This is a genomic window from Steroidobacter denitrificans, assembly GCF_001579945.1.
GTDB classification, from domain to species: Bacteria; Pseudomonadota; Gammaproteobacteria; order Steroidobacterales; family Steroidobacteraceae; genus Steroidobacter; species Steroidobacter denitrificans.
Window position 1 is genome coordinate 3,310,162 of sequence record NZ_CP011971.1, and the last position, 24,232, is coordinate 3,334,393.

At 63.4% G+C, this 24,232-nt stretch carries 23 protein-coding genes; 5 read left to right on the plus strand and 18 right to left on the minus strand.

The window, feature by feature from the left end; all coding sequences use genetic code 11:
- Positions 1-68: 68 nt before the first annotated feature.
- From ACG33_RS14825 to ACG33_RS14910, 18 genes are all read right to left on the minus strand, one after another.
- Positions 69-719 carry a DedA family protein gene (locus tag ACG33_RS14825; RefSeq protein WP_066922348.1) on the minus strand — a complete coding sequence of 217 codons (651 nt, stop codon included), beginning with the start codon at positions 717-719 and terminating at the stop codon, positions 69-71.
- 15 nt (positions 720-734) lie between these two features.
- The gene (panD, locus tag ACG33_RS14830; RefSeq protein ID WP_066922350.1) at positions 735-1,106 is read right to left on the minus strand and encodes an aspartate 1-decarboxylase; all 372 of its coding nucleotides are present in this window, start codon (positions 1,104-1,106) and stop codon (positions 735-737) included.
- A gap of 143 nt (positions 1,107-1,249) precedes the next feature.
- A complete protein-coding gene (locus ACG33_RS14835) occupies positions 1,250-1,822 on the minus strand; it encodes an LOG family protein (protein WP_066922352.1) in 573 nt (190 codons plus the stop codon).
- An 81-nt stretch (positions 1,823-1,903) separates the two neighbouring features.
- Positions 1,904-2,680, minus strand: coding sequence for a tryptophan synthase subunit alpha (trpA, locus tag ACG33_RS14840; protein ID WP_083537048.1), 777 nt, complete (start codon positions 2,678-2,680; stop codon positions 1,904-1,906).
- Positions 2,677-3,921 (minus strand): tryptophan synthase subunit beta, encoded by a 1,245-nt coding sequence (trpB, locus tag ACG33_RS14845; RefSeq protein ID WP_168160117.1) that lies wholly within the window; start codon positions 3,919-3,921, stop codon positions 2,677-2,679. The genes trpA and trpB overlap by 4 nt, the downstream gene beginning before the upstream one ends.
- Positions 3,918-4,562 (minus strand): phosphoribosylanthranilate isomerase, encoded by a 645-nt coding sequence (locus tag ACG33_RS14850; RefSeq protein ID WP_066922356.1) that lies wholly within the window; start codon positions 4,560-4,562, stop codon positions 3,918-3,920. Before ACG33_RS14850 ends, trpB begins: the two co-directional genes overlap by 4 nt.
- A gap of 33 nt (positions 4,563-4,595) precedes the next feature.
- On the minus strand, positions 4,596-5,480 hold the full coding sequence (locus ACG33_RS14855) for an indole-3-glycerol phosphate synthase TrpC (RefSeq protein WP_066922358.1): 885 nt from the start codon (positions 5,478-5,480) through the stop codon (positions 4,596-4,598).
- Positions 5,477-6,502 (minus strand): anthranilate phosphoribosyltransferase, encoded by a 1,026-nt coding sequence (trpD, locus tag ACG33_RS14860; protein ID WP_066922360.1) that lies wholly within the window; start codon positions 6,500-6,502, stop codon positions 5,477-5,479. Before trpD ends, ACG33_RS14855 begins: the two co-directional genes overlap by 4 nt.
- Positions 6,499-7,110, minus strand: a complete 612-nt coding sequence (locus ACG33_RS14865) for an anthranilate synthase component II (RefSeq protein WP_066922363.1) — start codon at positions 7,108-7,110, stop codon at positions 6,499-6,501. Before ACG33_RS14865 ends, trpD begins: the two co-directional genes overlap by 4 nt.
- Complete coding sequence (locus tag ACG33_RS14870) at positions 7,107-8,504, minus strand: anthranilate synthase component I family protein (protein ID WP_066922365.1); 1,398 nt, start codon at positions 8,502-8,504, stop codon at positions 7,107-7,109. Before ACG33_RS14870 ends, ACG33_RS14865 begins: the two co-directional genes overlap by 4 nt.
- A gap of 360 nt (positions 8,505-8,864) precedes the next feature.
- A complete protein-coding gene (locus ACG33_RS14875) occupies positions 8,865-9,404 on the minus strand; it encodes a hypothetical protein (protein ID WP_066922367.1) in 540 nt (179 codons plus the stop codon).
- Positions 9,405-9,590: 186 nt separating this feature from the next.
- Positions 9,591-10,586 carry an NADPH:quinone oxidoreductase family protein gene (locus tag ACG33_RS14880; protein WP_066923563.1) on the minus strand — a complete coding sequence of 332 codons (996 nt, stop codon included), beginning with the start codon at positions 10,584-10,586 and terminating at the stop codon, positions 9,591-9,593.
- Between the two features lie 299 nt (positions 10,587-10,885).
- Positions 10,886-11,560: a response regulator transcription factor gene (locus tag ACG33_RS14885; RefSeq protein WP_066922369.1), complete on the minus strand. Its 675-nt coding sequence runs from the start codon at positions 11,558-11,560 to the stop codon at positions 10,886-10,888.
- A gap of 19 nt (positions 11,561-11,579) precedes the next feature.
- Positions 11,580-13,697 (minus strand): sensor histidine kinase, encoded by a 2,118-nt coding sequence (locus ACG33_RS14890; RefSeq protein ID WP_066922371.1) that lies wholly within the window; start codon positions 13,695-13,697, stop codon positions 11,580-11,582.
- Complete coding sequence (gene cysW, locus ACG33_RS14895; RefSeq protein ID WP_083537053.1) at positions 13,697-14,566, minus strand: sulfate ABC transporter permease subunit CysW; 870 nt, start codon at positions 14,564-14,566, stop codon at positions 13,697-13,699. The genes ACG33_RS14890 and cysW overlap by 1 nt, the downstream gene beginning before the upstream one ends.
- Entirely contained in the window at positions 14,567-15,409 is an 843-nt protein-coding gene (gene cysT / locus ACG33_RS14900) for a sulfate ABC transporter permease subunit CysT (protein WP_066922373.1), read from the minus strand.
- Positions 15,410-15,458: 49 nt separating this feature from the next.
- Positions 15,459-16,559: a sulfate ABC transporter substrate-binding protein gene (locus tag ACG33_RS14905; protein ID WP_066922375.1), complete on the minus strand. Its 1,101-nt coding sequence runs from the start codon at positions 16,557-16,559 to the stop codon at positions 15,459-15,461.
- Positions 16,556-18,346, minus strand: a complete 1,791-nt coding sequence (locus tag ACG33_RS14910; protein WP_066922377.1) for an ABC transporter ATP-binding protein — start codon at positions 18,344-18,346, stop codon at positions 16,556-16,558. Before ACG33_RS14910 ends, ACG33_RS14905 begins: the two co-directional genes overlap by 4 nt.
- 183 nt (positions 18,347-18,529) lie before the next feature.
- On the opposite strand from ACG33_RS14910, the gene ACG33_RS14915 reads away from it, so the two are divergent.
- From ACG33_RS14915 to ACG33_RS14935, 5 genes are all read left to right on the plus strand, one after another.
- A complete protein-coding gene (locus ACG33_RS14915; RefSeq protein WP_066922378.1) occupies positions 18,530-21,052 on the plus strand; it encodes an ATP-binding protein in 2,523 nt (840 codons plus the stop codon).
- Positions 21,053-21,054: 2 nt separating this feature from the next.
- Complete coding sequence (locus ACG33_RS14920; protein WP_210399108.1) at positions 21,055-21,891, plus strand: hypothetical protein; 837 nt, start codon at positions 21,055-21,057, stop codon at positions 21,889-21,891.
- 155 nt (positions 21,892-22,046) lie between these two features.
- Positions 22,047-22,529 (plus strand): YajQ family cyclic di-GMP-binding protein, encoded by a 483-nt coding sequence (locus ACG33_RS14925; RefSeq protein ID WP_066922382.1) that lies wholly within the window; start codon positions 22,047-22,049, stop codon positions 22,527-22,529.
- 226 nt (positions 22,530-22,755) lie between these two features.
- On the plus strand, positions 22,756-23,646 hold the full coding sequence (locus ACG33_RS14930; RefSeq protein WP_066922384.1) for a LysR substrate-binding domain-containing protein: 891 nt from the start codon (positions 22,756-22,758) through the stop codon (positions 23,644-23,646).
- The gene (locus ACG33_RS14935) at positions 23,643-24,212 is read left to right on the plus strand and encodes a copper chaperone PCu(A)C (RefSeq protein ID WP_066922387.1); all 570 of its coding nucleotides are present in this window, start codon (positions 23,643-23,645) and stop codon (positions 24,210-24,212) included. Before ACG33_RS14930 ends, ACG33_RS14935 begins: the two co-directional genes overlap by 4 nt.
- Positions 24,213-24,232 lie beyond the last annotated feature (20 nt).

Here is a 24,232-nt window from a genome sequence, read left to right on the forward strand (position 1 = left end):
CGTGCCGATCCGGCGTCGAAAAAAGCGTCCAATCTATTGTGCGGCCAAGTGTCATTGCCAGGCGTCATTCATGACTGGCGAGCCGGTGCCGGCTTCAGCAATCCATAGGCCACCGGCAGCAGTGACGCCGCCACGATCAGGACCGTCACGATGCCGAAATTATTCTTGACGATGGGGACATTGCCGAACAGATAGCCGCCCCAGATGAACACGCTGACCCACAGGAATCCGCCGCCTATATTGTAGGTTGCGAAGCGCCGCCGATTCATCAAGCCGATACCGGCGACGAAGGGCGCGAAGGTACGAATGATGGGGATGAAACGCGACAGGACGATGGTCTTGCCGCCGTGTTTCTCGTAGAAGTACTGAGTACGGAACAAGTAGTCCCGCTTGAGCCAACGGATACTGCCGCTGAAGGCCCGCGGTCCTACGATACGGCCGATGCGAAAATTGGTTTCATTCCCAAGCACCGCGGCGATGACGAGCAAAACCCAAATCAAAACCGGATCGAGCGTACCGGTCCTATCGACAGCTGCCAGCGCGCCGACCGCGAACAACAGTGAATCACCCGGCAAAAACGGCGTCACCACCAGGCCGGTCTCACAAAAAATGATTACGAATAGAATCCCGTAGATCCACAGATGATAGGTGGCGATCAGCCCGGTGAGATGCTGGTCGAGATGCAGGATGAAATCGATGAACCAGGTGATCAGCTCCATGTCATGCCCATGCCGTCAACCTGCGTCCGCTGCAACGTTCCGGCGCGGGCGATTATGTTCGTCGACCAGCACGACGATCGGCTGATGATGCTCCAGCTCATCCTCCGAATAGATCGAATAGGCGCAAATGATCAGCAGATCGCCCACCAGGGCCCGGCGTGCTGCCGCGCCGTTCAAGGAAATTTCCCCGGAACCGCGCGGTGCCTTGATGATATAGGTCGAGAAGCGCTCTCCATTGGAGACGTTGTAGAGATCGATGTACTGATGTTCACGCAGACCCGAGGCATCCAGCAGATCTTCATCGATCCCACAGGATCCCTCATAGTCGAGATCCGCCTGGGTGACGCGAACGCGGTGCAGCTTGGCCTGTAGCAGGGTGCGAAGCATGGGAGTCGTTACCGGGGTGCAAGGCGCCGGGTCTGGCGTCCGGGACAAGTTTACGAAAACATGGCGGCGCAGGCTGCGGAATATGCCCCGAAGTGTCAAGCCGAAGCCGACCTTGGCCGGCGCATCCCCCTGGGGCCGGGGTGCTATGCCGGTATCGACTGCCCGGCGGAGCGGTGAACCCTCTGGAGCAGTTCATCCAGGAGAGCCGCCGGATCGGTACCGACATGCAGGGCGGCGCGGTGGCGTGGACGCAGGAATCCGGCCTGGGTCGCCTGATCCAGGAAGCCGATCAAGGCATCGAAATAGCCCTCATGATTCAGCAAAGCACAAGGCTTGTCGTGCAGATCGAGTTGCGTCCAGGTCCATGCCTCGAACAATTCATCCAGGGTACCTATGCCGCCGGGCAGCGTCAAAAACGCATCGGACAACTCTCCCATCAGCAGCTTGCGCTGGGACAAGGTCTCCACTATATGCAACTCCGACAGATCCGCGTGACCCGCTTCCCGATCCATCAGCAGGCGCGGAATCACGCCGATCACACGTCCATTCGCCGACAGGGCGGCATCGGCCAGCGCGCCCATCAGGCCGACCCGGCCGCCGCCGTATACCAGCGTCAGACCCCGTCCGGCGATCAGGGTGCCGACCCGCCTGGCAAGCGCCAGATAGGTCGGATCGTCACCTGAATTCGCGCCGCAGAACACGCACAAAGATCGCATTCCCGCATTAGAGCAGAAATCATCGGCACGGCGGTTCGGTAATGCCGAAAACGGCAGTAGCAGCAATACAAGGAACCGGGATCATCCGCGACGCAACGCTTGCAGGAAGGCGGCCGGATCCTCGCCGCGCTCGATGACTTCGACGAGCGCCGAACCGACGATGACACCATCGACATAAGGTGCCAGCCGGCTGACCTGTTCCCGGCCGCGAATACCGAAACCGGCGCAGACAGGCAAAGGCGATACACGCCGTGCCCGCTGCAAATAATCGAGCGTATTCTGCGGGATCGCCACGCTCTTGCCCGTGGTACCCGTCATCGTGACGGCATAGACGAAACCTCGGCTGTAGTCACAAAGCATCTGCAGGCGAGCGGGCGGCGTCACAGGGGTAATCAACTGCACCAGCGCAAGACCTCGGGTATCGAGTGTCTGGCGCAGTGGTCCACATTCCTCGTAGGGCAGATCCGGCACAATGAAGCCGGACACTCCGGCGCGCAGTGCGGCATCGGGCAGCCGCTCAAGACCATAGGCAAGCAATGGATTCAGATAGCTCATGAGCAGGATCGGCACGGCCGGCCGGCGCTCCGCGGCGGCAAGCTCGGCAAGGATCCACTGGAGCGAGACCCCTTGCGCCAGCGCAGCCCGATTAGACCGTTGGATGGTCGGACCATCAGCCATCGGATCCGAGAACGGCACACCGATTTCGATCACGTCCACCGCTTCGGCAATCGCATGCAATTGCTCCAGGAAGCCTTCGCGGCGCGGGAATCCTGCGGTCACATAGGCCACGAGCGCGGGTTGGCCGCCGGCCGCCGCGCTACGAATCGCCTCACTGATCCGGGTCTGCGGCGACATCATTCCTTCTCCCCGAGCAGTCTGCTTTGCAACGTCGACATGTCCTTGTCGCCTCGGCCCGACAGCCCGATGAGGATACGCGCCCCCGGATGAGCCTGGGCGTAGCGTCGCGCGCCGGCCAGTGCATGGGACGACTCGATCGCCGGCAGGATACCTTCGGCCGCGCAGCATTCCGCCAGCGCTTCCAGGGCATCCGTGTCCTCGACGGCCTCGTAGCGCACCCTTCCCACGCTCATCAGCAGCGCATGCTCGGGCCCGACGCCGGGATAATCCAGACCCGCGGAAACCGATTGGGTTTCTTGAATCTGGCCGTGCTCATCCTGCAGCAGCAGCGAATAGCAGCCCTGCAACACGCCGGGCGTGCCATGCGCCAGCGAGGCGGCGTTCTGGCCCAGGCCCGCGCCGATTCCGCCCGCCTCCAGGCCCAGCATCTGCACTTCGCTGTCCTTCAGGAAAGGATGAAACAAGCCGATGGCGTTCGATCCCCCGCCGATACAGGCTGCAATCAGATCGGGCAAAACGCCGGTTTGTGCCAGAAACTGTTCGCGAGCCTCACGACCGATGACGGACTGCAATTCGCGCACGATGTAAGGGTAGGGATGCGGACCGATGGCCGAACCCAGACAGTAGTACGTGCCGTCAGGGTCGGATACCCAGTCGCGCAGCGCCTCGTCGACCGCCGCGCGCAAGGTGCGGTCTCCACTGGTCACCGGCACGACGCCGGCGCCCAGCAATTTCATGCGTCCGACGTTCGGCGCCTGCCGCGCCATGTCCACGGCACCCATGTAGACCGTGCATGGCATGTCTAATCTTGCACAGGCCGCCGCGGTGGCGACCCCGTGCTGGCCTGCCCCGGTCTCGGCAATGATGCGCCGCGCCCCGAGTTTCTTCGCCAGCAGCACCTGTCCGATCGAATTGTTGATCTTATGAGCACCGGTATGCGCTAGATCCTCCCGCTTCAACCACACCTGTGCGCCCCAGCGGCTGGACAGACCCCGCGCGTGCGTCAGCGGCGTGGGGCGCCCGACCCAGCCTGCCAGTTCCGCATGAAACTCCTCCAGAAAATCCGCATCGCGTAAATAGCGATCGACGCCCGCCTGGAGGCGATCGATCGCCGGCACCAGCGTTTCCGGCACATAGCGGCCGCCGAACGGCCCATAGCGCCCACGGTCGTCCGGATAAGCGTCTTCGAGCAGCTTCGCGAGCATGGCTCGCGATTCATCCTCGCTCAGTATCGAATTCATCCACCTACTCCACTCTCAGCGGCACGCGCCCGGCGCACGAACGCATGGATTTTCAAGGCATCCTTGATGCCGGGCGCCATTTCGACGCCGCTGCTGACATCGACGCCGAAAGGCCTAACCGCCGTAATGGCCGCGGCGACATTATCCGGATTCAATCCCCCGGCAAGCACCAGTCGCGTCGCGCGCGACACGCGGGCGGCGCTCGCCCAGTCCGTACACTCGCCGGTACCGCTGCGCGCGCCCTCATACAGCAGGCTTCGCGGCAACGGCGCGGGCGGCGCCCGGTTCGAGCGAACGACCGGCAGCACACCGAGATCGTCCGGCAACTGCAGACCGCCCAGATCCTCGAGATCGGTCTGCAGCAGATCCGGTCGGAACCTCGACCACACCTCATCCAGCAAGGCCTGGCTCGGATGCAGCATGACCGCCACGCGCATCACCGCGCCGGATGTCTCGCCTGCCAGCCTCGCCGCCTGCCCGGGACTCACCTGGCGACTGGAGGGTGCGAACACAAAGCCGATGGCATCAGCGCCCGCATCCAGGGCGGCGCGGACATCGCTTCGGGTGGTCAGGCCGCAGATCTTGATCCACAGTCGTCCGTCAGTGCGCAGATCAGACACCGGTTCCGGGCGATCGTTCATGCCGGGAGCCGCCTCGAGGCGGTGCTCCCCTGCTCATTGCTCATCCTTGCCCGCCACGCCGGTGGCGATCCTCAAGCTACGGCCGCGCGCTGCCAGAGCGCATTCACGGCCGGCGGCCAGCATCGCATCCAGCAGCTCGCAGGGTTCCTGCGAATGCATGAGCGCCGTACCGATCAGCGCCAGCGCATAGCCGATATCGACGACACGCTTGACGTCGTCGATCGATGCGACGCCGCTTTCGGCCACGTGCGGATGGCCTTCAGGCAGATACTCGGCGAGATCCTCGAGCCGCGACAGATCCACGCCGAGTTTCTCGAGGTCGCGGCAGTTGATGCCGACGAGCGTCTGTTCATCGTGCCCCTTGCGCGCCGCCAGCACTTCGTTAGCCACGGCAAGATCCGCCTGATCGAATGCCTCGATCAGCACGAACATTTTCAACATTGCCGCGCAGTCCAGCAGTTCCGTGATCCGGCTCCGGTCCAGCATGCGTACGATGACCAGCACGCCGCCGGCACCCGCAGCCCGGGCTTCCATCACCTGGTAGGGATCGACCAGAAAATCCTTGCGCATCACCGGCACTTTCGCCGGTAGCAGTACGCGCGCCGCCTGCTGCAGATGCGCCAGCGAGCCGCCGAAACGTGTCGGTTCGGTCAATACCGACACTGCGCAGGCGCCGCCGTTGGCATAGGCCTTGATACGGCTTTCGATATCGACGGTATGCGCCGACAGATCGCCGGCCGACGGTGAGTGCAGCTTGCATTCCGCGATCACATCGAAACCTTCCGGCGAGAGGCGCAGCGGCGGCGGCGGCGGCGCATCGGAGACGCGCGCCCACAGCGCCTGTTCGGACTCGGCCGCCCGCGCCCGTTCCAGACGATCCAAGCTTCCCTGCGCCATTTCAGTCAGTAACCCGCTCATGCCCGTTTTCCGAAGGCCGAAATTCTGTCCAACAGCGCACGCGCCGCGCCGCTATCGATGGCCTGCTCGGCCATATAGGCAGCTTCCAGGGCGCTGGACGCCTTGCCCATCAATTCAAGCACCAGCGCGGCCTGTAACACGATCGCATGACGGTGCGCGCCGCGATCACGGTTTTCCAGTACGGCGCGCAGCTGCCGCGCATTGTAGGCCGCGTCGCCGCCTTTGAGATCCTGCGCAGTGCACGGCGGCAGGCCGAACTCTTGCGCGCTGCGGGTCATGCGCACGACCTTTCCGGGACACACGTCGAACAGCTCGAAGGGCCCGATCGGCGTCGCCTCATCCCAACCGGCAGCGCCATGCACCACGTAGCTGCGCCGTATCGGCATGCCGGCCAGACTGTCGGCCATCAACGCCGCGACATCCACGTGATACGCACCCAAAAGGTGATACGGAGGTTCGGCCGGATTCGACAGCGGTCCTAGAATATTGAACACCGTACGCACCCCCAGCGCCTGGCGCACGGGCATGATCGCCTTCATGGTTGGATGGTAATGCGGAGCGAACAGAAACGTGAATCCCGTGGCGGCCAGGCAATCTCCTGCCGCCTGCTCATCCAGAGGCAGATTCAAGCCCAGCGCACGCACGGCATCCGCGCTGCCGCTACGGCTGGATACGGAACTGGTGCCGTGCTTGGCGACCCGGATGCCCATGGATGCCACCAGCAAGGATGCCCCCGTGGAAAGATTGAAGCTGCCGGAGCCATCCCCTCCGGTGCCGACCATGTCGACCAGCGGTGTCCCCTCGGGAAGGAGCGGCCGCCGGGCCAACCGGCGCATGCCGAGCGCAAAGCCTCGTACTTCCTGGGCGGTTTCTCCCTTGGCGCGCAGCGCGCACAATAGTGCGCCCGCCATGGCGGGCGGCAACGTCGTATCCGTCAATGCCAGCATCAATTCATAGGCCTGGCGTTCCTCGAGGTCCTGCTTGCAAAGCAGGCGTTCCAGGATTTCGCGCAGATCGATCATACCTCGCGTCTCGCACTGCGAATGGCCAGAAACGCGCCCAGGAGCATCGGGCCATGGGGCGTCAAGATACTCTCGGGATGAAACTGTACGCCTTCGATGGCCAGCGTCTTGTGACGCACACCCATGATCTCCCCTTCCGCGGTGTGCGCCGAGACTTCCAGCACCTCTGGCAGCGACTCGGATCGTACGATCAAGGAATGATACCGTCCGGCCTCGAACGGATCGGGCAGGCCGCGCAGGATGCCCTGTCCCGAATGATGCACCGGCGAGGTCTTGCCGTGCATCAGCCGCGGAGCACGCACCACCTCGCCGCCGAACACCTCGACCAGGCATTGATGGCCCAGACACACACCGAGAATCGGCACCTCGCCCGCGAACGCCTCGATCATCGACATCGATACCCCCGCAGCCTGCGGCGTGCCCGGTCCCGGAGAAATGCACAAATGGGTCGGGCACAACGCGCGCGCCTCCTCGACCGTGATCCGGTCATTGCGATGCACCAGCACCTCGGCGCCCAGAACCAGAAAGGCTTGCACCAGGTTGTAGGTAAAGGAATCGTAGTTGTCGATCAGCAGCAGCCGCGCTGCAGCGGCATTCGTGGCGCTCATAACCCCTCCTCGACGAGCGACAGCGCACGCCGCACGATCGCGCTCTTTGCCATGACTTCCTGATACTCCGTCGCCGCGACGCTATCCGCGACGATGCCGGCGCCGGCCTGAAAGCTGTAGGTATCGCCGCGAAACACCATGGTGCGAATGGTAATGGCCTGGTCCATGTCCCCCCCATGGCCGAAGTATCCAACCGTGCCGCCATAAAAGCCCCGCCCGACCGGTTCGAGTTCATCGATGATCTGCATGGCGCGCACTTTGGGCGCGCCCACCAGGGTGCCGGCCGGAAAAGCGGCAGCGAACAGATCGAAGGCATCCTTGCCCTGCATCAACTCGCCGTTCACGCCGCTGACGATGTGCATGACGTGACTGTAGCGCTCGATGCTGCGATAGGGACTCACCTCGATCGAACCCGCCGTGGCGACACGCCCCAAGTCGTTGCGCGCCAGATCGACCAGCATCACGTGTTCGGCGTTTTCCTTGGGATCGGCCAGCAGTTCCTGCTCCAGACGCGCATCCTGTTCGTCATCCTGGCCGCGCGGCCGGGTACCGGCGATCGGCCGCAGACTGGCGCGCCCGCCCGACAGTTTCACCAGCGCCTCGGGCGAGGAACCGACGACCACACTGTCGCCTAGATCGCAATAGAACAGATAGGGCGACGGATTCAGCAACCGCAGCGCGCGATAAGCTTCAAAGGGCTCGAGTTCGCATCGGCCGGCGAAGCGCACCGATAAGACCAGCTGATAGACATCTCCGGCGGCGATGTACTCCTTCACTCGATGCACGCCGTCGATGAACTGCGCCTCCGATAAACTACCAAGCGCCGGGGAGTAGCTGATGCGGCTGCGCGGTGCCGGCAACGGTCCTCGCAGCGCCTGGATTACTTCCCGGCGCAGCGCGATGCGTTCGGCCTCGCTGCCCGCATGCAGCAGTGCGACCCCGCGGGTCAGATGATCGAACACCAGCAGCGAACGCGGCGCCAGGTAATGCGCTTCCGGCGTTGCCCCATCCGTCGATGCACTCCCGGCCCGGCGCGCCGGCAAGCGTTCGAAGCGCCGCACCAGATCATAGCCGGCCACCCCGACCAGGCCGCCCGGCAGCGGCACGCCTGGAATCTGGGGTTGCAGCTGCGGCGCATCGGCCAGGGCGGTGCGCAGCGCATCCAGCAAGCCCGCCGAGGTCGGCGGCGCCGGCCGGGTGCGGCCATCGACCGTGAGACCCCGTTCGTCCAGACGGATCTCCAGGCAATCCCCGAAACCAATGAAGGAATAACGTCCCAGATGCTCCCCGCCCTCGACGCTTTCCAATAAAAAGCGAGGCTTGAAAGGTTTGAGTTTCAAGTAGGCCGAGACCGGCGTATCCAGATCGGCAGCGATGTCGAACGGTGGTTTCAATGAAGCTTCCTCGTCATGGACTTTACCCGGTCATCAACTTTCCTGGGCAGTCCGGACGAGAGACGACAACACCCATCTCCGGACTGGTGCTCGGAGATGGGTTGCTGGATCCTGCTTATGTGTCGATCGGTTCGATCGGCCGGGTGTCGTCCGGGAAGCGCCCGGGCCGGCCATCCAGGGGCCCTCTCCTTCAGGAGGGGCGCCACCACCCGCATGGGGCCGGTATTTCGAACTGCGTGTACATGGGAATATCAGTATCACTTGGGCCTCGAAAGCCGTCAAGCGCCATGCCTGGATGAGCGCCGCCCGCCCGTCATCGGGTTTCACCGCGGCACGCAGTAGATCCACGCGCCCTGATCCCTAATCTTTCTGCCCCAGCAATCGTTTCTTCAGCTTGATCCAGGCATCGAATTTGCGCAGGTCCACCGGCGGGCGGCGGACGGGCGATGCATCGGGGAGTGCGGTCCGCCCGGCCCGGGGCACCGCTCCGCCTCTGCCGACCAGACTACCCGCACGATCGTAGGGATTGAAACCGCCGCCGGATCCGGACTGGTCATGGGGATCGAAACCGCCCGCGGACGGGGCGGCGCCGCGAGCAGCCTTCCCTGCAGCCCCGCCCGAAGGCGATCGAGGACTCCGACCGCCCGGTCGTTCCCGCAGCTGCTGGTGACGAGCCGTCTCGGCGATGGACAACTCGCTCGCCTCCAGTTGGCGCAGCCTCAGAGTGTCGGGATTGCGACTATAGATGCCGGTGGAGATCCGCCATTCCCACACGGCATTGCCACGCTCGTCGACGCCCGCGCGCCCGGATGATTTACCGGCCGTGCTGCCGGCCTCGCCCCGGACATCGTCCGGGCGGGCCGAAGAAGACTCCTTACGAGGCGTTCTGGCATTCTTCATGAGCGGTACGGCGAATGCGGCCAGATGGCACGAAAGCCCATGCTACCCTTCGAATCGCCGTGGAACCGGGGTCCGCAGCACAGATTTCGCGCCTGGATGCGTCGCTCCGGCAGTGCAGGCCGGGGCTGCTACATCGGCAGCGCTCTCCTGTCATCCTCCCTCGAGAACGGCTCGGTCCAGAATTGCTCAGTGCCGGACGCGGTCCGGCCGCAGGTCGATGACGACTTTTCCGGAGACCTGTCGATCCATCAATGCGCGGATCGCCTGCGCACCCCGCTCCAGGGGAAATTTAGCTGCGATATGAGGTCTCAACTTACCGGCCTGGAGCCATGCGAACAGCTGGGCCAGGTCAGCGGCATTGGCTTGCGGCTGTCGCCTGTTGTAGTCGCCCCAGAATACGCCGACGATCGAACAGCCCTTGAGCAGCGGCAGATTCGCGGCCAGTTTGGGGACCTCGCCGTTGGCGAAACCGACGATCAGGAGCCGCCCCCGCCAAGCGCAGCAGCGCAGCGCAGCTTCGGTGAAAGAGCCGCCGACCGGATCGAAGATGACGTCCACTCCCTTGCCGCCGCTTAAATCCATGATGCGCTGCTTGAGATCCTCCGTTGCATAGTTGATCAACTCATCGGCGCCATGCTGCCGGCAGATATCCAGCTTCGCAGCCGTGGAAGCCGCGGCGATGACGCGGGCACCGGCCGCCTTGGCGATCTGCACGGCCGCCAGGCCTACACCGCCCGAAGCGCCCAGGACCAGAACGGTTTCGCCCGGTTGCAAAGCGCCACGATCGAGCAGTGCATGATAGGACGTGCCATAGGCCATCGCGAAGGCCGAGGCGACATCCAGATCCATGCCATCCGGCACGGCAATGAGCCGATCGGCGTCCACCACCACCTGTTCCGCGAATGCGCCGAATGAAGAGAACGCAATGACGCGATCACCCGGCTGCACACCTTCGACCTTGGCGCCCACCGCAGCCACCACGCCGGCACACTCGGTACCCGGCGAGAAAGGCAGCTCGGGTCGAACCTGGTATTTTTTCTGGATGATCAGTACATCCGGAAAATTCACCCCCGCCGCATGCACGCGAATCAGCACCTGGCGTTCGCCTGGCTGCCGATCGGGCAGTTCTTCGACGACCAGATTCTCGGGGGGACCCCATTCCTTACACAACAGCGCTTTCATGACTTCCTCTGAGATGCGATTCATGCCCGCGGCCAACTTACCACAGGCGGATGCGCCGCCCCGTCCGCACCACTCCAGGGGTAGCAGTCCTGCCCCCACTACTCCACGGGTGGCAGTCCCGCCCTGGGTTCTTGGCCGCCGTAAATTCAAATTCACGGCGGCCAAGAACCCAGGGCGGGACTGCATTTCATTGATGGGCAGGCGCCACGAACAAAGAAGCGGAACTGCTATGCGACGAGAAACACCGCCGCCAAGTCGAATTTGAGAACAGCGATGCATCGTCGCCGCGACGATCAAGGTCAATCCACGATCAGCTTGTATCCTGCACCCGGCGCGGTCTGCAGGATCTGCGGGGTGGCCGGGTCGATCTCGATTTTTTGCCGCAGGCGATGCACCAGTTGCTTGAGCAGTTGCCGGTCGCCGGAACTCTTGTGGCCCCAGACTTGCTGCAGCAGCCGGTCTGAACCGACCGTATGCCCGGCATTGGCGATGAGCATCTGCAGCAGGCGCAGCTCGAGCTTGGTAAGACGCACCGGCACCTGGCCGCCGATCCGTACTGTATGTTCTGTCATTTCCAGCTGTACACGGCCAGCGGCAAGCGGTGCCGAATTCTCCATTCCGGCACGCCGCAGCAATGCCTTGACCCGTGCCAGCAAGGTGCGCGGGCTGAAGGGCTTCGTCAGGTAGTCGTCCGCTCCCTGTTCGAGGGCGCGCACCAGGTCCTCTTCCTCGCCGCGCACCGTCAGCATCATCACCGGCACGCGCGACTGGGTGCGTATGGCCTCACAGGCCTGGAACCCGCTGGCGCGCGGCATGTTGATATCCAGGATCACCAGATCCGGCGCCTCCGCCTCGAACGCTTCCACGGCGGCAATGCCATCGCTGGCCTTGACGACGAGATAGCCCGCCTGTGACAACGTAAACGCGATCAGCGCCAGCAGGTCCTGGTCGTCATCGGCGGAAAGAATCTTCATCGATCGAATCTGTACTTCTCTATACCGATCCCTGCGCGACAGGCAGCCTGACTTCGAAGCGCGATTTGGCATCCGCCGTGCGCCGTGCCGTGATCTTGCCGCCGTGTCGATCCACGATGGATTTCACGATCCATAAACCCAGGCCCAGACCGCCGGGTTCCGGCTCCTGTTCCTGATCGGTGCCACGATAGAAACGATCGAAGATCGAACCGTTCTCGATCTCCGGAACACCGGGACCCGCGTCCTCCACCCATACCGTTACACTGCCATCGTCATGGCATGCGCCGACTCCAATGATACTGCTCTCGGGCGCGAATTTGCTGGCGTTGCCCAGCAGGTTGACCAATACCTGGGTCAGACGCGGGCCATCACCCTCGATATCCGGCAGATCTTCCGGCAGATCGCGCATCAAATGTTGATGGCGCTGCTTGAGCAGCGCGCCGACCAGCTCATCGGCATCTTCGACGATTTCCGCGATCGATACGCTCTGATGCCGGATGCCGAGCTGTCCGGATTCGATACGCACGCTCTCCAACAGGTTGTCGATCAGCCGTGTCAGACGCAGTGTGCCGCGCTCCAGCGACAACACCAGCTCCTTCTGTTGATCCAAGGACATCGTATCGAAGCCTGCCCGCAGCAGTTCGATCGAAGCCAGTTGCGCCGCCAACGGCGTACGAAATTCATGCGAAATATTCGCCAGCACCGAGTCGCGCGCACGACGCACGCCCTCCAACTCGGTTTCGTCGCGAATCACCTGCACCTGCAGTTCGTCGACCGGCGCCGCGCTGGTAATGATGATGGTGCGGGGCACGCCTTCAACGACATTCAACCGCTCGGTCGCCATCGCGCTCCCTTCGGCGCGTGCGCGGATGATAGGGCAGCGGGTCTCGCAGGGCCGCTGGCCGTTCTCCAGGCAGGGCTTGAGCACGTCACCGCAAAAACGGCCGATAGCTTCGTCCGGATGCACTCCCAGCAGATGCGCCGCCTGGGGATTGAGGTAGCGGATCTTGCGTGATTTGTCGACCGCATAGACCCCCTCCACGATCCCGCTCAGTACCGCCTGCGCTTCGGCTTCGCGGCGGCGCAGTGTGCCGGTGAGTTCGATCAGGTTGTTGCGCATGTCCTCCATGGTGCGACCGAGCTTGCCCACTTCCTTGGTGCCGCCCACAGGGATGAACGTCGAGAAATCGCCTTGCCCAAGCTTCTCGGCCGCATCGGTCAGAGTGCTGACCGGCCCGGTGACCTGCCATCCCAGGATCACGCCCGCCAGAACCGCCAGCGCCGCCAGGATGACCGCGGTCAGCAGCAGGCGTTTGACCAGACCGCCGACCGATGCGTCGATCTCCGCGGAAGGCAGCCGGGCCTCGAGCAGTTCGATCGCCTCGCCGGTGGCGGCAAAAATCGGAAAGCTGGCGGCATATAGATCGCGTTCGTCGATGCGCATGACGGCGGAGCGCCCATCGGACAGGCCGGCGGAATGCAGCCGCGTGAATGCATCGGCCTTCTTGCTCTCAGCGAAGGCGCGATAATTGATGAGCCGGATCTCGATCCCGACACGCTCACCCAGCGCTGCCGCCATGCGTTCATCGAACAAACGTGCGACATAGAGGCGCCGATGGGTGGCGCCGCCGACCTGCGCCGATGCACCCAGCACCGCAAACCGCCCGGTGGCGTCGACGAACATGAAGCGCTCGCCCTGCTCGGCAGCCGCCGCGACGATCTCCGACCAGGGCAGCTCGACGCCGGCCTGGGCCATCAGGGCATCCGCCTCGAATACCGCACAGGAGACGATCGCGTCGGTATTGCAGGAACGGCGCAGATAGGGACCGACGGCCGTCGTCTGACGATCGGCAAGCAGCCGCTGGAAGGTCTGACGGTCGGCGACGCCCTTGGCCTGGGTCAGGGCATCCTCGGCATAGCGTCGAACGTCTTCGCGCGCCATGGCGCCGGCGAGCTGGACGCGCGCTTCGCCTTGCTGGTTCGCCAGGTCGCGCAAGGAGCCGATTGCCGAAATGGAGATGCCGCCGACCACCAGCACGACGATCGTGACATTGATCGCCGCGATCCATACGCCCAGGCTGGCACGCGAAGTATCGAGCTGCAGACGATCGACGAATTCCTGGATACGTTCGAGCACTAGTGCCTCTGATACCCGGTACGCCATTCCACCAACGATTTGATCACGAGCGTCACGACGGCCAGCAAGGTCAGCAGCGAGGCTACCGCGAAAGCGCCTACGAAATTGTACTCGTTATATAGGATTTCCACGTGCAGCGGCATCGTGGTCGTCAGGCCGCGGATATGCCCCGAGACAACGGAAACCGCGCCGAATTCGCCCATGGCGCGGGCATTGCACAAGATCACCCCGTAGACCAGACCCCAGCGAATCTTGGGCAAAGTGACATGAAAGAAGGTCATCAGGCCGCCGGCGCCGAGCGTGATGGCCGCTTCCTCCTCGTCATTGCCCATCTGTTGCATCAGCGGGATCAGTTCCCGTGCAACATAGGGAAATGTCACGAACATGGTGGCCAGCACAATACCCGGCAGCGCGAAAATGATACTAATGTCGTTCTCCCGCAACCACAGACCGAACCAGCCCTGCATGCCGAACAACAGTACATAGACCAGGCCGGAGATTACCGGCGACACCGCGATCGGCAGATCGATCAAGGTGATCAATATGCTCTTGCCGCGAAATTCGAATTTGGCGATCGACCAGGCGGCAGCGATGCCGAAGAGGGTATTGACGGGCACGACGATGGCAGCCACCGTCAAGGTCAGACGGATCGCAGCCAGGGTGTCCGAGTCCTTGAAGCTGGCGAAGTACAGCGCCACGCCTTTATCGAGCGCAGTGGCAAATACGATTGCCAGGGGCGCGAACAACAAGGCGGCGAGAAACGCCAGCGATACCGCAATGAATAGAACCTTGACCGCCGTAGCGGCGATGGTGCGCCCCGGACGGCTGGCGATCTCCGCCAACAATGCCTTGGAAGGGCCGCCCGTCATCTAACGTCCCGCGGCAACGACGTGCCGGCGGCCCCAGGTTTGCAGAAGATTGATGGACAGCAGCATGATGAAAGACATGAGCAGCATGACGAAGCCCAGTGCCGCCGCGCCGGCATAATCGAACTGCTCCAGCTTGATGACGATGAGCAGAGGCGTGATCTCGGTCTTCATCGGCAGGTTGCCCGCAATAAAGATGACCGAACCATATTCACCCACCGCGCGGGCAAAGGCCATGGTAAAGCCGGTCGCCAATGCAGGCATGACCGTCGGAAAAATAATGCGCCTGAAGATCGTGAAGCGGCCGGCGCCGAGCGTCTCGGCGGCATCTTCCAGGTCACGTTGCACCTCGAGCAAGGCAGGCTGCACCGAGCGCACCACGAACGGCAGGCCAATGAGCGTCAGCGCCACGACGACACCGATCCAGGTATAGGCCACCTTGATGCCGAACGGCGCGATATGCTGACCGATCCAGCCGTTCGCGGCGAACACCGCCGTCAGCGCAATGCCGGAGACAGCGGTGGGCAGCGCAAAGGGCATGTCGATCAATGCGTCGATCAGTTTGCGGCCGGGAAATTCGTAGCGCACCAAGGTCCAGGCGATGATGAAGCCGAAGATGCCGTTGAGCGCAGCCGCCAGCAACGACGCCCCGAAGCTGAGCCGATAAGAAGCGAGCGCCCGCGGATCCAAGACCACGTCGAGGAAATCGCGCCAGCCCATGCTCGCGGTCTTCATGACCAGGGCAGCCAGCGGAATCAGCACGATCGCCCCCAGAAAGAACGTCGTGAAACCGAGTGTCAGCCCGAATCCCGGCAGGATCGAGGGTGTGCGTATGGGACGGCTCATGCGCAGGCGCCTCCACGGGGCAGGATCGAACTCCTGTTCACACCGCTGCTCATCGATGGGCGCTGTAGATGCGATCGAAGATGGCGCCGTCGGCGAAGTGCCGTTCGTAAGCGCTGTCCCAGCCGCCGAAGATTTCGCCGATCGAAAACAGTGTCAATTCAGGAAACTGTTGCCGATGGCGCTGCAGGATCTGCGGATCGCGGGGCCGGAAATAGTGTTTTGCCGCAATCTCCTGCCCTTCGGGCGTATACAGGAACCGCAGATAGGCTTCGGCCACCTGCCGTGTGCCGCGGCGATCCACGACCGTGTCGACCACCGCGACCGGCGGTTCGGCCAGAATGCTGACCGGCGGGGCAATCATTTCCAGTTGGCCGGGCTCCAATTCTCTGAGCGCGAGCAGTGCTTCGTTTTCCCAGGCCAGCAGCACATCGCCGATATTGCGCTGTACGAAGGTATTGGTCGAACCGCGCGCACCGCTGTCGAGCACCGGGACATTGCGATACAGGGCGGCCACGAAAGCCTGCGCCTTGGCGTCGGCCCGCGCGACCTCTGCAGCGGCTGCCGGATCGTCGAGCTTCGACCAATCTTCGCCGAGCTGACGATACAGTTCCGCACCCCAGGCGGCCAGATAGATCCAGCGCGCGCCGCCTGAAGTCTTGGGATTGGCGGTCACGACCGCGACATCCGGCTTGAGCAAGTCCGGCCAGTCATGAATCTGCTTGGGGTTGCCCTTGCGTACCAGGAATACGATCGTCGAGGTATAGGGTGCACTGTTGGACGCAAAGCGGGTTTGCCAGTTCGCACCCAGGCGCTTGCCTTTGCGCTGGATCGAATCGATATCGTAGGCCAGCGCCAGGGTCACGACGTCCGCCTCCAGGCCATCGATGACGGCGCGTGCCTGGCTGCCCGAGCCGCCGTGCGACTGGCGAATGAACACCTGCTGGCCGGTGCTCTCCTGCCATTGCCTGGCGAAGCTCTCGTTTACCTCGCGATAAAGCTCGCGAGTCGGGTCGTAACTCACGTTCAAGAGCGTGATACGTCGCGTGCCGGTCTCGTCGGTGCCGCCGCATGCGGACAGGAACAAGGCGGCGCATAGCACCAGCGCCCGTATCGTTGCCAGCGACGGCCGGCTCTGCCCCGCCTGTATCATTCGACCGCTCCGTCGGCGTCATGTGCCGTTCGATACACAATCATCACCGGCAAGGCTCCGATCTTGGCAAGCAGCGGGGCAAAGCGATCGCGCAGCTGTGCTCGAGCGGAGACGCCCAGGATCAGCATCTGCTCGGGCAGTTCGCCCAGACGATGCTGCAGTTCCTCGGCGGCCTCGCCGAAGCGCAGTTCCGTACGCATGTCCAGGCCATGCACGGACTGCGCCTCGGAACGCGCATCCAGCAGCGTGCGCACTCCCAGAGGACGCTGCGCTTCACCCGCTCCTTCCGGAAGAATGCCCACATACACCGCTTCCGCGGCGACGTGCCGCAGCAGGCTGGCGGCGACCGCGAGCGTGGAGCGGCGGGCGGCATCGTCCGCCCAGTGAATCAACACGCGCTGCGGCGGTATCGCCTGGGACGGCATCACCAGAACTTCGGCAGCGCCGTTGCCGAGCAGCCATTCGATCTGCGCGGCCTGCTGCGGATGCGAGCCGATCACCGCGACGCCTGCGATAGGCTCGGCGAGCACCTGGCTGCAACTCTGCAGCATGGGCATTACGCGCTTCGCAATGCGCGTCTTCATGCGGCCCGCCAGTTCGACCAGGAACGGATGTGCCGCCAACCGCCCGGCGGTTGCCTCGTCCGCTGCACATACCGTGTAGCTCGACAGCGGTGTCGGCAACAAATGGATACGACGCACACCGATCGCGACCGACTGGCCCAGCACCGCCGGGAACAGCCGCTGCTCGTGCTGGGTGCGCGTCACGTCCAGGAATGCAGCCTGTGACTGAACATCCTGGGTAGTCGCATTCGCGATCTGCAGATCCGTGGTATTGCAGGTCATGCGTATACGCAGTCGCTCGTAGGCGCCGGTGAACACCTGTTCTTCGATGACGCCGCTGGCGATGCAGCTGGTGTGTAAATTATCGCGTGTGGGTGCAAGCTCCACTTCCTCGGGCCGCAATACCGCGACGACCTCGTGTTCGCGGCCGCCTTCCGGCTTGTCGGCATCGCGTATACCTGCGGGTGCGGCATTGAAGCGGATACCCTGGGAAGTCTGGCGCGCCAGCAGCAGGTTCGCCGCACCCAGAAAGGTGGCCACGAAACGCGTGGCGGGGCGTGCGTACAGTTCATCCGGCTTGCCGCTCTCCAACAATCGGCCGAGGTTCATCACGCCGATGCGATCGGCCAGCGCAAAAGCCTCTTCCTGGTCATGCGTAACCAGGACGGTGGTGATATTCAGCTCGCGCTGCACCTGGCGAATCGTGCGCCGCAGTTCCTCGCGGATCTTCGCATCCAGAGCGCCGAACGGCTCGTCCAGCAGCAACACCGGCGGTTTGTGCGCCAGCGCGCGGGCGACGGCCACGCGTTGCTGCTGCCCTCCCGACAATTGGGTCGGCAGACGATCGTCCATCCCCTCCAGGGCCACCAGCCGCAACAGCTCCCGGCGTCGGGCACGCCTTTCGGCAGCTTTGACATGGCGTACGCGCAAGGCGAACTCGATGTTCTCGCCGACCGTCATGTGCCGGAACAAGGCATAATTCTGGAAAACCAGCCCGACACCTCGCTGGCGGGCCGATACGCGAGTGACGTCGTTGCCATGCAATGCAATACGGCCGTGATCGATCCCGGTCAGGCCGGCGATGGATCGCAACAGGGTGCTCTTGCCGCTGCCGCTGGGGCCCAGCAGCACATAGAATTCACCCTCGGTGACTTCCAGTGAAACATCGTTGACGACCGGCGAGCCCTGATATCGCTTGGTGATTTGATCGAGGGTGATTGACATGGTCTGTTACCAGCAGGCTCCGGGCGTCGTCGATGTTCTGCCGCAGGAGCAATCCGCCCTGAACACGGAATTATTCCCTGAACTGTTCGAGCAGCCCCATCCGGCACTGCAAGGAAGGTGCAGATTACCCGTCCAGCGGTGATAAGGTCGGTATTATCGAGGTTATAAAGTGGTTATCCGTGGATGATTCAGCCCACTCCTCTCCCCGCTCAGCCCTATGAAAGGCTCGGCTCGTTTTATTTGGGCCGCCAGGTCGATGCTGCCACCGGCCGGGAGCAGGCCGATCTGCTGCTGTACGATTCGCGTGATCTAACCACGCACGCCGTATGCGTCGGCATGACCGGCAGCGGCAAAACCGGCCTGTGCCTGTCGTTGCTGGAGGAGGCCGCAATCGACGGTATTCCGGCGATTGCGATCGACCCGAAGGGAGATCTCGGTAACCTGCTGCTCAGCTTTCCGGAACTGCGCGCCGAGGATTTCGCACCCTGGATCGATCCCGGCGAAGCTGCTCGCAAGGGCATGACGCCCGCAGCGTTCGCGGAGCGGACCGCCCATGACTGGCGGCGCGGGCTGGCGGAATGGGATCAGGACGGCGAGCGCATCCGACGCCTGCACGACGCCGCAGAACTCGCGATCTACACCCCCGGCAACGAAGCCGGTCATCCCTTGTCGATTCTGCGGTCCTTCTGCGCACCGCCTGCCGAACTGCGTGCGGATGCCGGCGCATTGCGCGAGCGCATCGCCTCCAGCGTATCCAGTCTGTTGTCGCTGGCCGGCATCGACGCGGATCCGCTGCGCAGCCGCGAACATATTCTGCTCTCGACCCTGTTCGACCGAGCCTGGAATGCCGGACGGGACCTGGATCTGCCCGCACTCATTCAGACGATCCACAAGCCCCCCTTCGACACGGTCGGCGTCTTCGATCTGGAAACATTCTATCCGGCGAAGGATCGTCTGCAACTGGCCATGTCGATCAACAACCTGATCGCCGCGCCCGGTTTCGCCGCCTGGATGCAGGGCGATGCGCTGGACATACAGCGGTTGCTGTTCACCCCGGCGGGCAAACCGCGCATCGCCATCATTTCCATCGCCCACCTCAACGATGCCGAGCGCATGTTCGTGGTCACCCTGTTGCTCGGGGAAATCGTCGCCTGGATGCGGCGCCAATCCGGTACGTCCAGCCTGCGCGCGCTGCTCTACATGGATGAGATTTTCGGCTATTTCCCGCCGACGGCCATGCCGCCCTCGAAACCGCCGCTGCTCACCCTGATGAAGCAGGCCCGCGCCTTCGGTCTGGGCGTGGTACTGGCCACTCAGAATCCCGTCGATCTGGATTACAAGGGTCTGTCGAACGCAGGCACCTGGTTCATCGGCCGTCTGCAGACCGAGCGCGACAAGGCGCGTCTGATCGACGGCCTGCTCGGCGCGGCAGGCGAGGGATCCGGCGGGACGCTCGAGGGTCGTCTCGACAAGCCTCGCATCGAAGGGCTGCTCGCCGGCCTCGGCAACCGGGTGTTCCTGATGCACAATGTGCACGACGTCGCTCCCGTACTGTTTCGGACGCGCTGGGCGATGTCCTACCTGCGCGGACCCATGACCGTGCAGGAGATCGCCAGGATCACCGCCGCACAACGATCGGCGGCCTCCGTCCGCATCGAAGCCGGATCCCGCCGCGACGCCGCGCACACACCCGCACTCGAGAGCACCGCCGCTGCCACCATTGCCGGCACCGCCCAAAAATCGCGCGAGACCTCGAAGCCCGTCATCCCCGCCGGCATCGAGGAGTATTACTTGCATGGCGCGGTATCCACATCCGCGCCTGCGCCGGAAGCCGGTGCGATTTCCGTCCCCGCCGCTCACGCTGCGCCGCCCCTTGCCGGAACCTACCAGCCGCGCATCCTGGGCGTTGCCCGCATGCATTTCGTGGACACGGCCGCGGGCGTGGACGCCTGGGAAATCCGTTCCTGGGTGGCGCCGCTCGGTGCCGACGGGCAATCCGACTGGACACAGGCCGATCACGGTACCGATCTGCGCGACCAGCTCAGTCCCGAACCGCCCGAGGATCGCGGCCATGCGTCGGCGCCTGCCGCCTTGCTGCGGCCCCAGAATTATGTCCGCTGGCGCAAAACGCTCGCCTCCCATATCCATGCGAATTCCACCATGACCCTGTTTCGCTGTCCCCAGGCCGGCGCGAGCATGGCGGCGGGAGACGACGAAGGGGAGTTCCGGGCCCGGCTTTCGCATCTGCTGCACGAAAAACGCGACACCAAAGTCGACCGCCTGCGCAAGAAGTACGCCGCCCGGCTGACCGCCTTGGAAGACCAGGTCCGGCGCGCGAACCAGCGCATCGAGCGCGAACGCTCGCAGCTTTCGCAGCAAAAAATGCAGACGGTGATCTCGGTCGGCACCTCGCTCGTCGGCATGCTGCTCGGCCGCAGGAAGCTCGGTACGACGAATGCAGGGCGCATCGGCACCGCCGCGCGCAACGCCGGACGTATCGGCAAGGAAAGCGACGATGTGAATCGCGCCGAGGAAAGCCGTGAAATACTGGAGCGGCGGCTGACCGAACTGCGCACCGAACTGGAGCAGGAAATCGATAAAATCAAGACTGAGCTCGATCCGCGGCACGCGCAAGTGCAGCGCATCGATATCAAGCCACGCAAGGCCGACATCGAGATTCTGAACCTGGCGCTGGTGTGGGTGTGACCGTGCCGGTCCGTACGCTCGCCGCCTGGCTGTGGCTGCTGGCGGCAACGGCCTGGATCGCAGGATGCGATGCCCGCCTGACCGAACCACGGCTCGGTGCCTATCGCGCAGTGCTCGAATTGCCCGGCGGTGAAATGCCGTTCGGCCTCGAGATCACTCGAGAACGGGACCGGTATGCGCTCTATCTATCCAATGGCGAGGAACGCACGCGCATCGACGAGGTGCAATTGACGGAACGCGAACTCATCGCCCAACTATCCAACGGTGCCGAGGCTCCTTTCGAGAATTCGACATCGTTGGCGAGCGGCAATCCACCGGCCGATTTCGCCAACACCGGTGCGCAGCACCAGCATGCGGCCGGCAGGACGGCCGGCGGCGACAGAACCTTGCGTGTGGTCATGCGCCGCAAGCGCCTGGACGGGCAGCTCATTGTGATCCAACCCGACGGCGCCCGGCAGCGCATTCCGTTCAGGGCGACGCTCGGAGAGACGCACCGCTTCTATGTGAAGTCCTCGACCGACAACGCCGATGTCTCGGGCCACTGGGCCATGACGTTCACAAATGGCGACGGCCGCGCCATGCCTGCCCTGGCCATGCTCGTGCAAAGTCATGACCATGTCACCGGAAACATCGAAACGTCGGACGAGTACCAATCCGTCGATGGCCAGGTACATGGGGATGAACTGCGCCTCGCCAGCTTCACCGGCGGCACCGCACGCCTCTATCATCTTAAAGTTAACCAGGCCGGTGACCTGCAGGGCGAGTTCTGGCAGGATCTGCAGCGGCACGAGCAGATTGACGCACGGCGCGCTGCGGACGCAACGCTGGATGACGGCTGAGGAGAATACCGGGTGGCGCACCGGCGACAGCTGCGAACCATCTCTCGGTGCAATATCGCCGGAACCGGGGAGGATTGTCGGGCAGGATTGCGGATTGCATCGGCACGCCAGGATCGCGATGATGCGCACAGTGCGGTCCGCGGTGGTTTGTCATCATGCCTTCCTTCGATATCGTCTCCGAACTCAATGCGCATGAGGTCGCCAACGCGATCGATCAGGCGAGTCGCGAAGTAGACACCCGCTTCGATTTCAAGGGCACGAATGCCCGATACGAGCTCAAGGACTTCGTCGTCACCCTGAGCGCGCCGGCGGATTTCCAGCTCAAGCAAATGATGGACATCCTCAAACTCAAGCTGGCCAAGCGCGGTGTGGACATCGCCTACATGAAGGTCGATGAACCGGTGACGACCGGCCAGACGGTGAAACAAATCGCCACCCTGCGCCAGGGCATCGATACAGAGTTCGGCAAGAAGCTGCAGCGCATGATCAAGGACTCCAAGCTGAAGGTACAGGCTGCCCTCCAGGACAAGCAGGTACGCGTCAGCGGCAAAAGCCGGGACGAACTGCAGGAAGCCATTGCCCTGGTTCGCAGCAGCAAGCTGGACCTGCCGCTGCAATTCACGAATTTCAGGGATTGAACAGGCTGAAAGGATTGAGCGGGCGGTACCGCCGCGCAGTCACCCATTCGACGATTCACGCAACCTGAAGAGAAACCCGCGCCGGTGCCGGGACGGCTCGTGCGAAGCCTGCTGCCGAAACCGGGTTCATGCGCAGGATCCGGCCTGCGGAGATTTGCTAGGATGACACCATCATGCACTTGCGCCAGACACGCAGCAGGGCCCTCCCTGGAAAAGGGTTGCAGCCGTGAATCTGCGCGACCTGCGTTATTTCGTTGCACTTGCCGATACGCGCCACTTCGGCAGGGCGGCCGAGCGCTCCTTCGTCAGTCAGCCGACGCTCTCGGCGCAGATCAAGAAGCTCGAAAATCATCTCGGCGTACAGCTCGTCGAGCGCCAGCCGCGCCGTGTCACGCTTACGGACACCGGCGCCAGGATCCTGCCGCTGGCGCGGCGAATACTGCAGGAAAGCGAAGAAATCGTATCGCTGGCGCGCAATGAGCACGATCCTCTGTCGGGCAAGATCAATGTCGGACTGATACCGACGATCGGACCCTACCTCCTACCCCTGGTGGTTCGTAAACTGCGCAAGCGGCTGCCGCAGCTGCAGTTGATGCTTTACGAATACCAGACCCAACCGTTACTGGAAAAGCTGCGCTGTGGCGACATCGAACTCGGCATCCTTGCCCTGCCCGTAGCGCCGGACGGCCTGGAGATCCGCGGGTTGTACACCGAGTCGTTCCACGCGGCCCTGCCGAGCGGCAGCCCGCTGGCGAAAAAAACCTCGATCAAGCTCGACGATCTGATCGGCGAAAACCTGCTGCTGCTCGAGGATGGCCATTGCCTGCGAGATCAGGCGCTCGAGGTCTGCAATCGCATCGACATCAAGGAAAGCGGCGACTACCGGGCCACGAGCCTGGAAACCCTGCGCCAAATGGTCGCCGCAGGCCTGGGTGTGACCTTGCTGCCGGAACTCGCCGCGCGCGGACCTTTCGGCTCCGGCCATGGCCTGATCGTCCGGCCTTTTGCCCGTCCCAGCCCATCGCGCACCGTCGGTGCCGTCTGGCGCCGCAGCAGCACACGACAGACGGCGATCGAAGCCGTCTGCGATATCATTCGCACAAGCATGGATTCATGATGCAGCTCCAGCGCCGTATGTCGGCAGTGAATCCCAGGCGTTCGCGCTTCCTTCGTACCCGCGGCCGCGCCTGGACTCTGATCGCGGCCGGTGTCGCCGGCATCCTGGCGGCGATATCGATGCCGGGCTGTCATGCAGGATACGATGATGAGACCAGGATCCTGAATCCGCGAACGACGGCAACGCCGCCCGATACTGTAGTGGCCGCAGCCTACATGGACATAGTATCTGCACACGGTGACCGGCTCACCGGCGCCAGCACGCCGGCTGCCGAGCGCGTCGAGATCCATGACAGCCGACTGCATAACGGCGTGGCGAGAATGCGCCCGGTGCAGGATGTCGAACTGGCATCCGGACGACGCTTTGTATTCGAGCCCGGCGGCATGCACTTCATGATCGTCGGCCTGAAGCAGCCTCTGGCGGCGAATACGCGGATTCCTTTCATCCTGCATTTCGAACACGCCGGCGACATATCCGTCGAACTGGTCGTATCGGCAGCAGGCGCCGGTGCCGTCCCACATACGCACGGCGATTCTCACTCGCCAAGCGCCGGACACTCGCATTGAGCGGTGGATCGGATGATGTT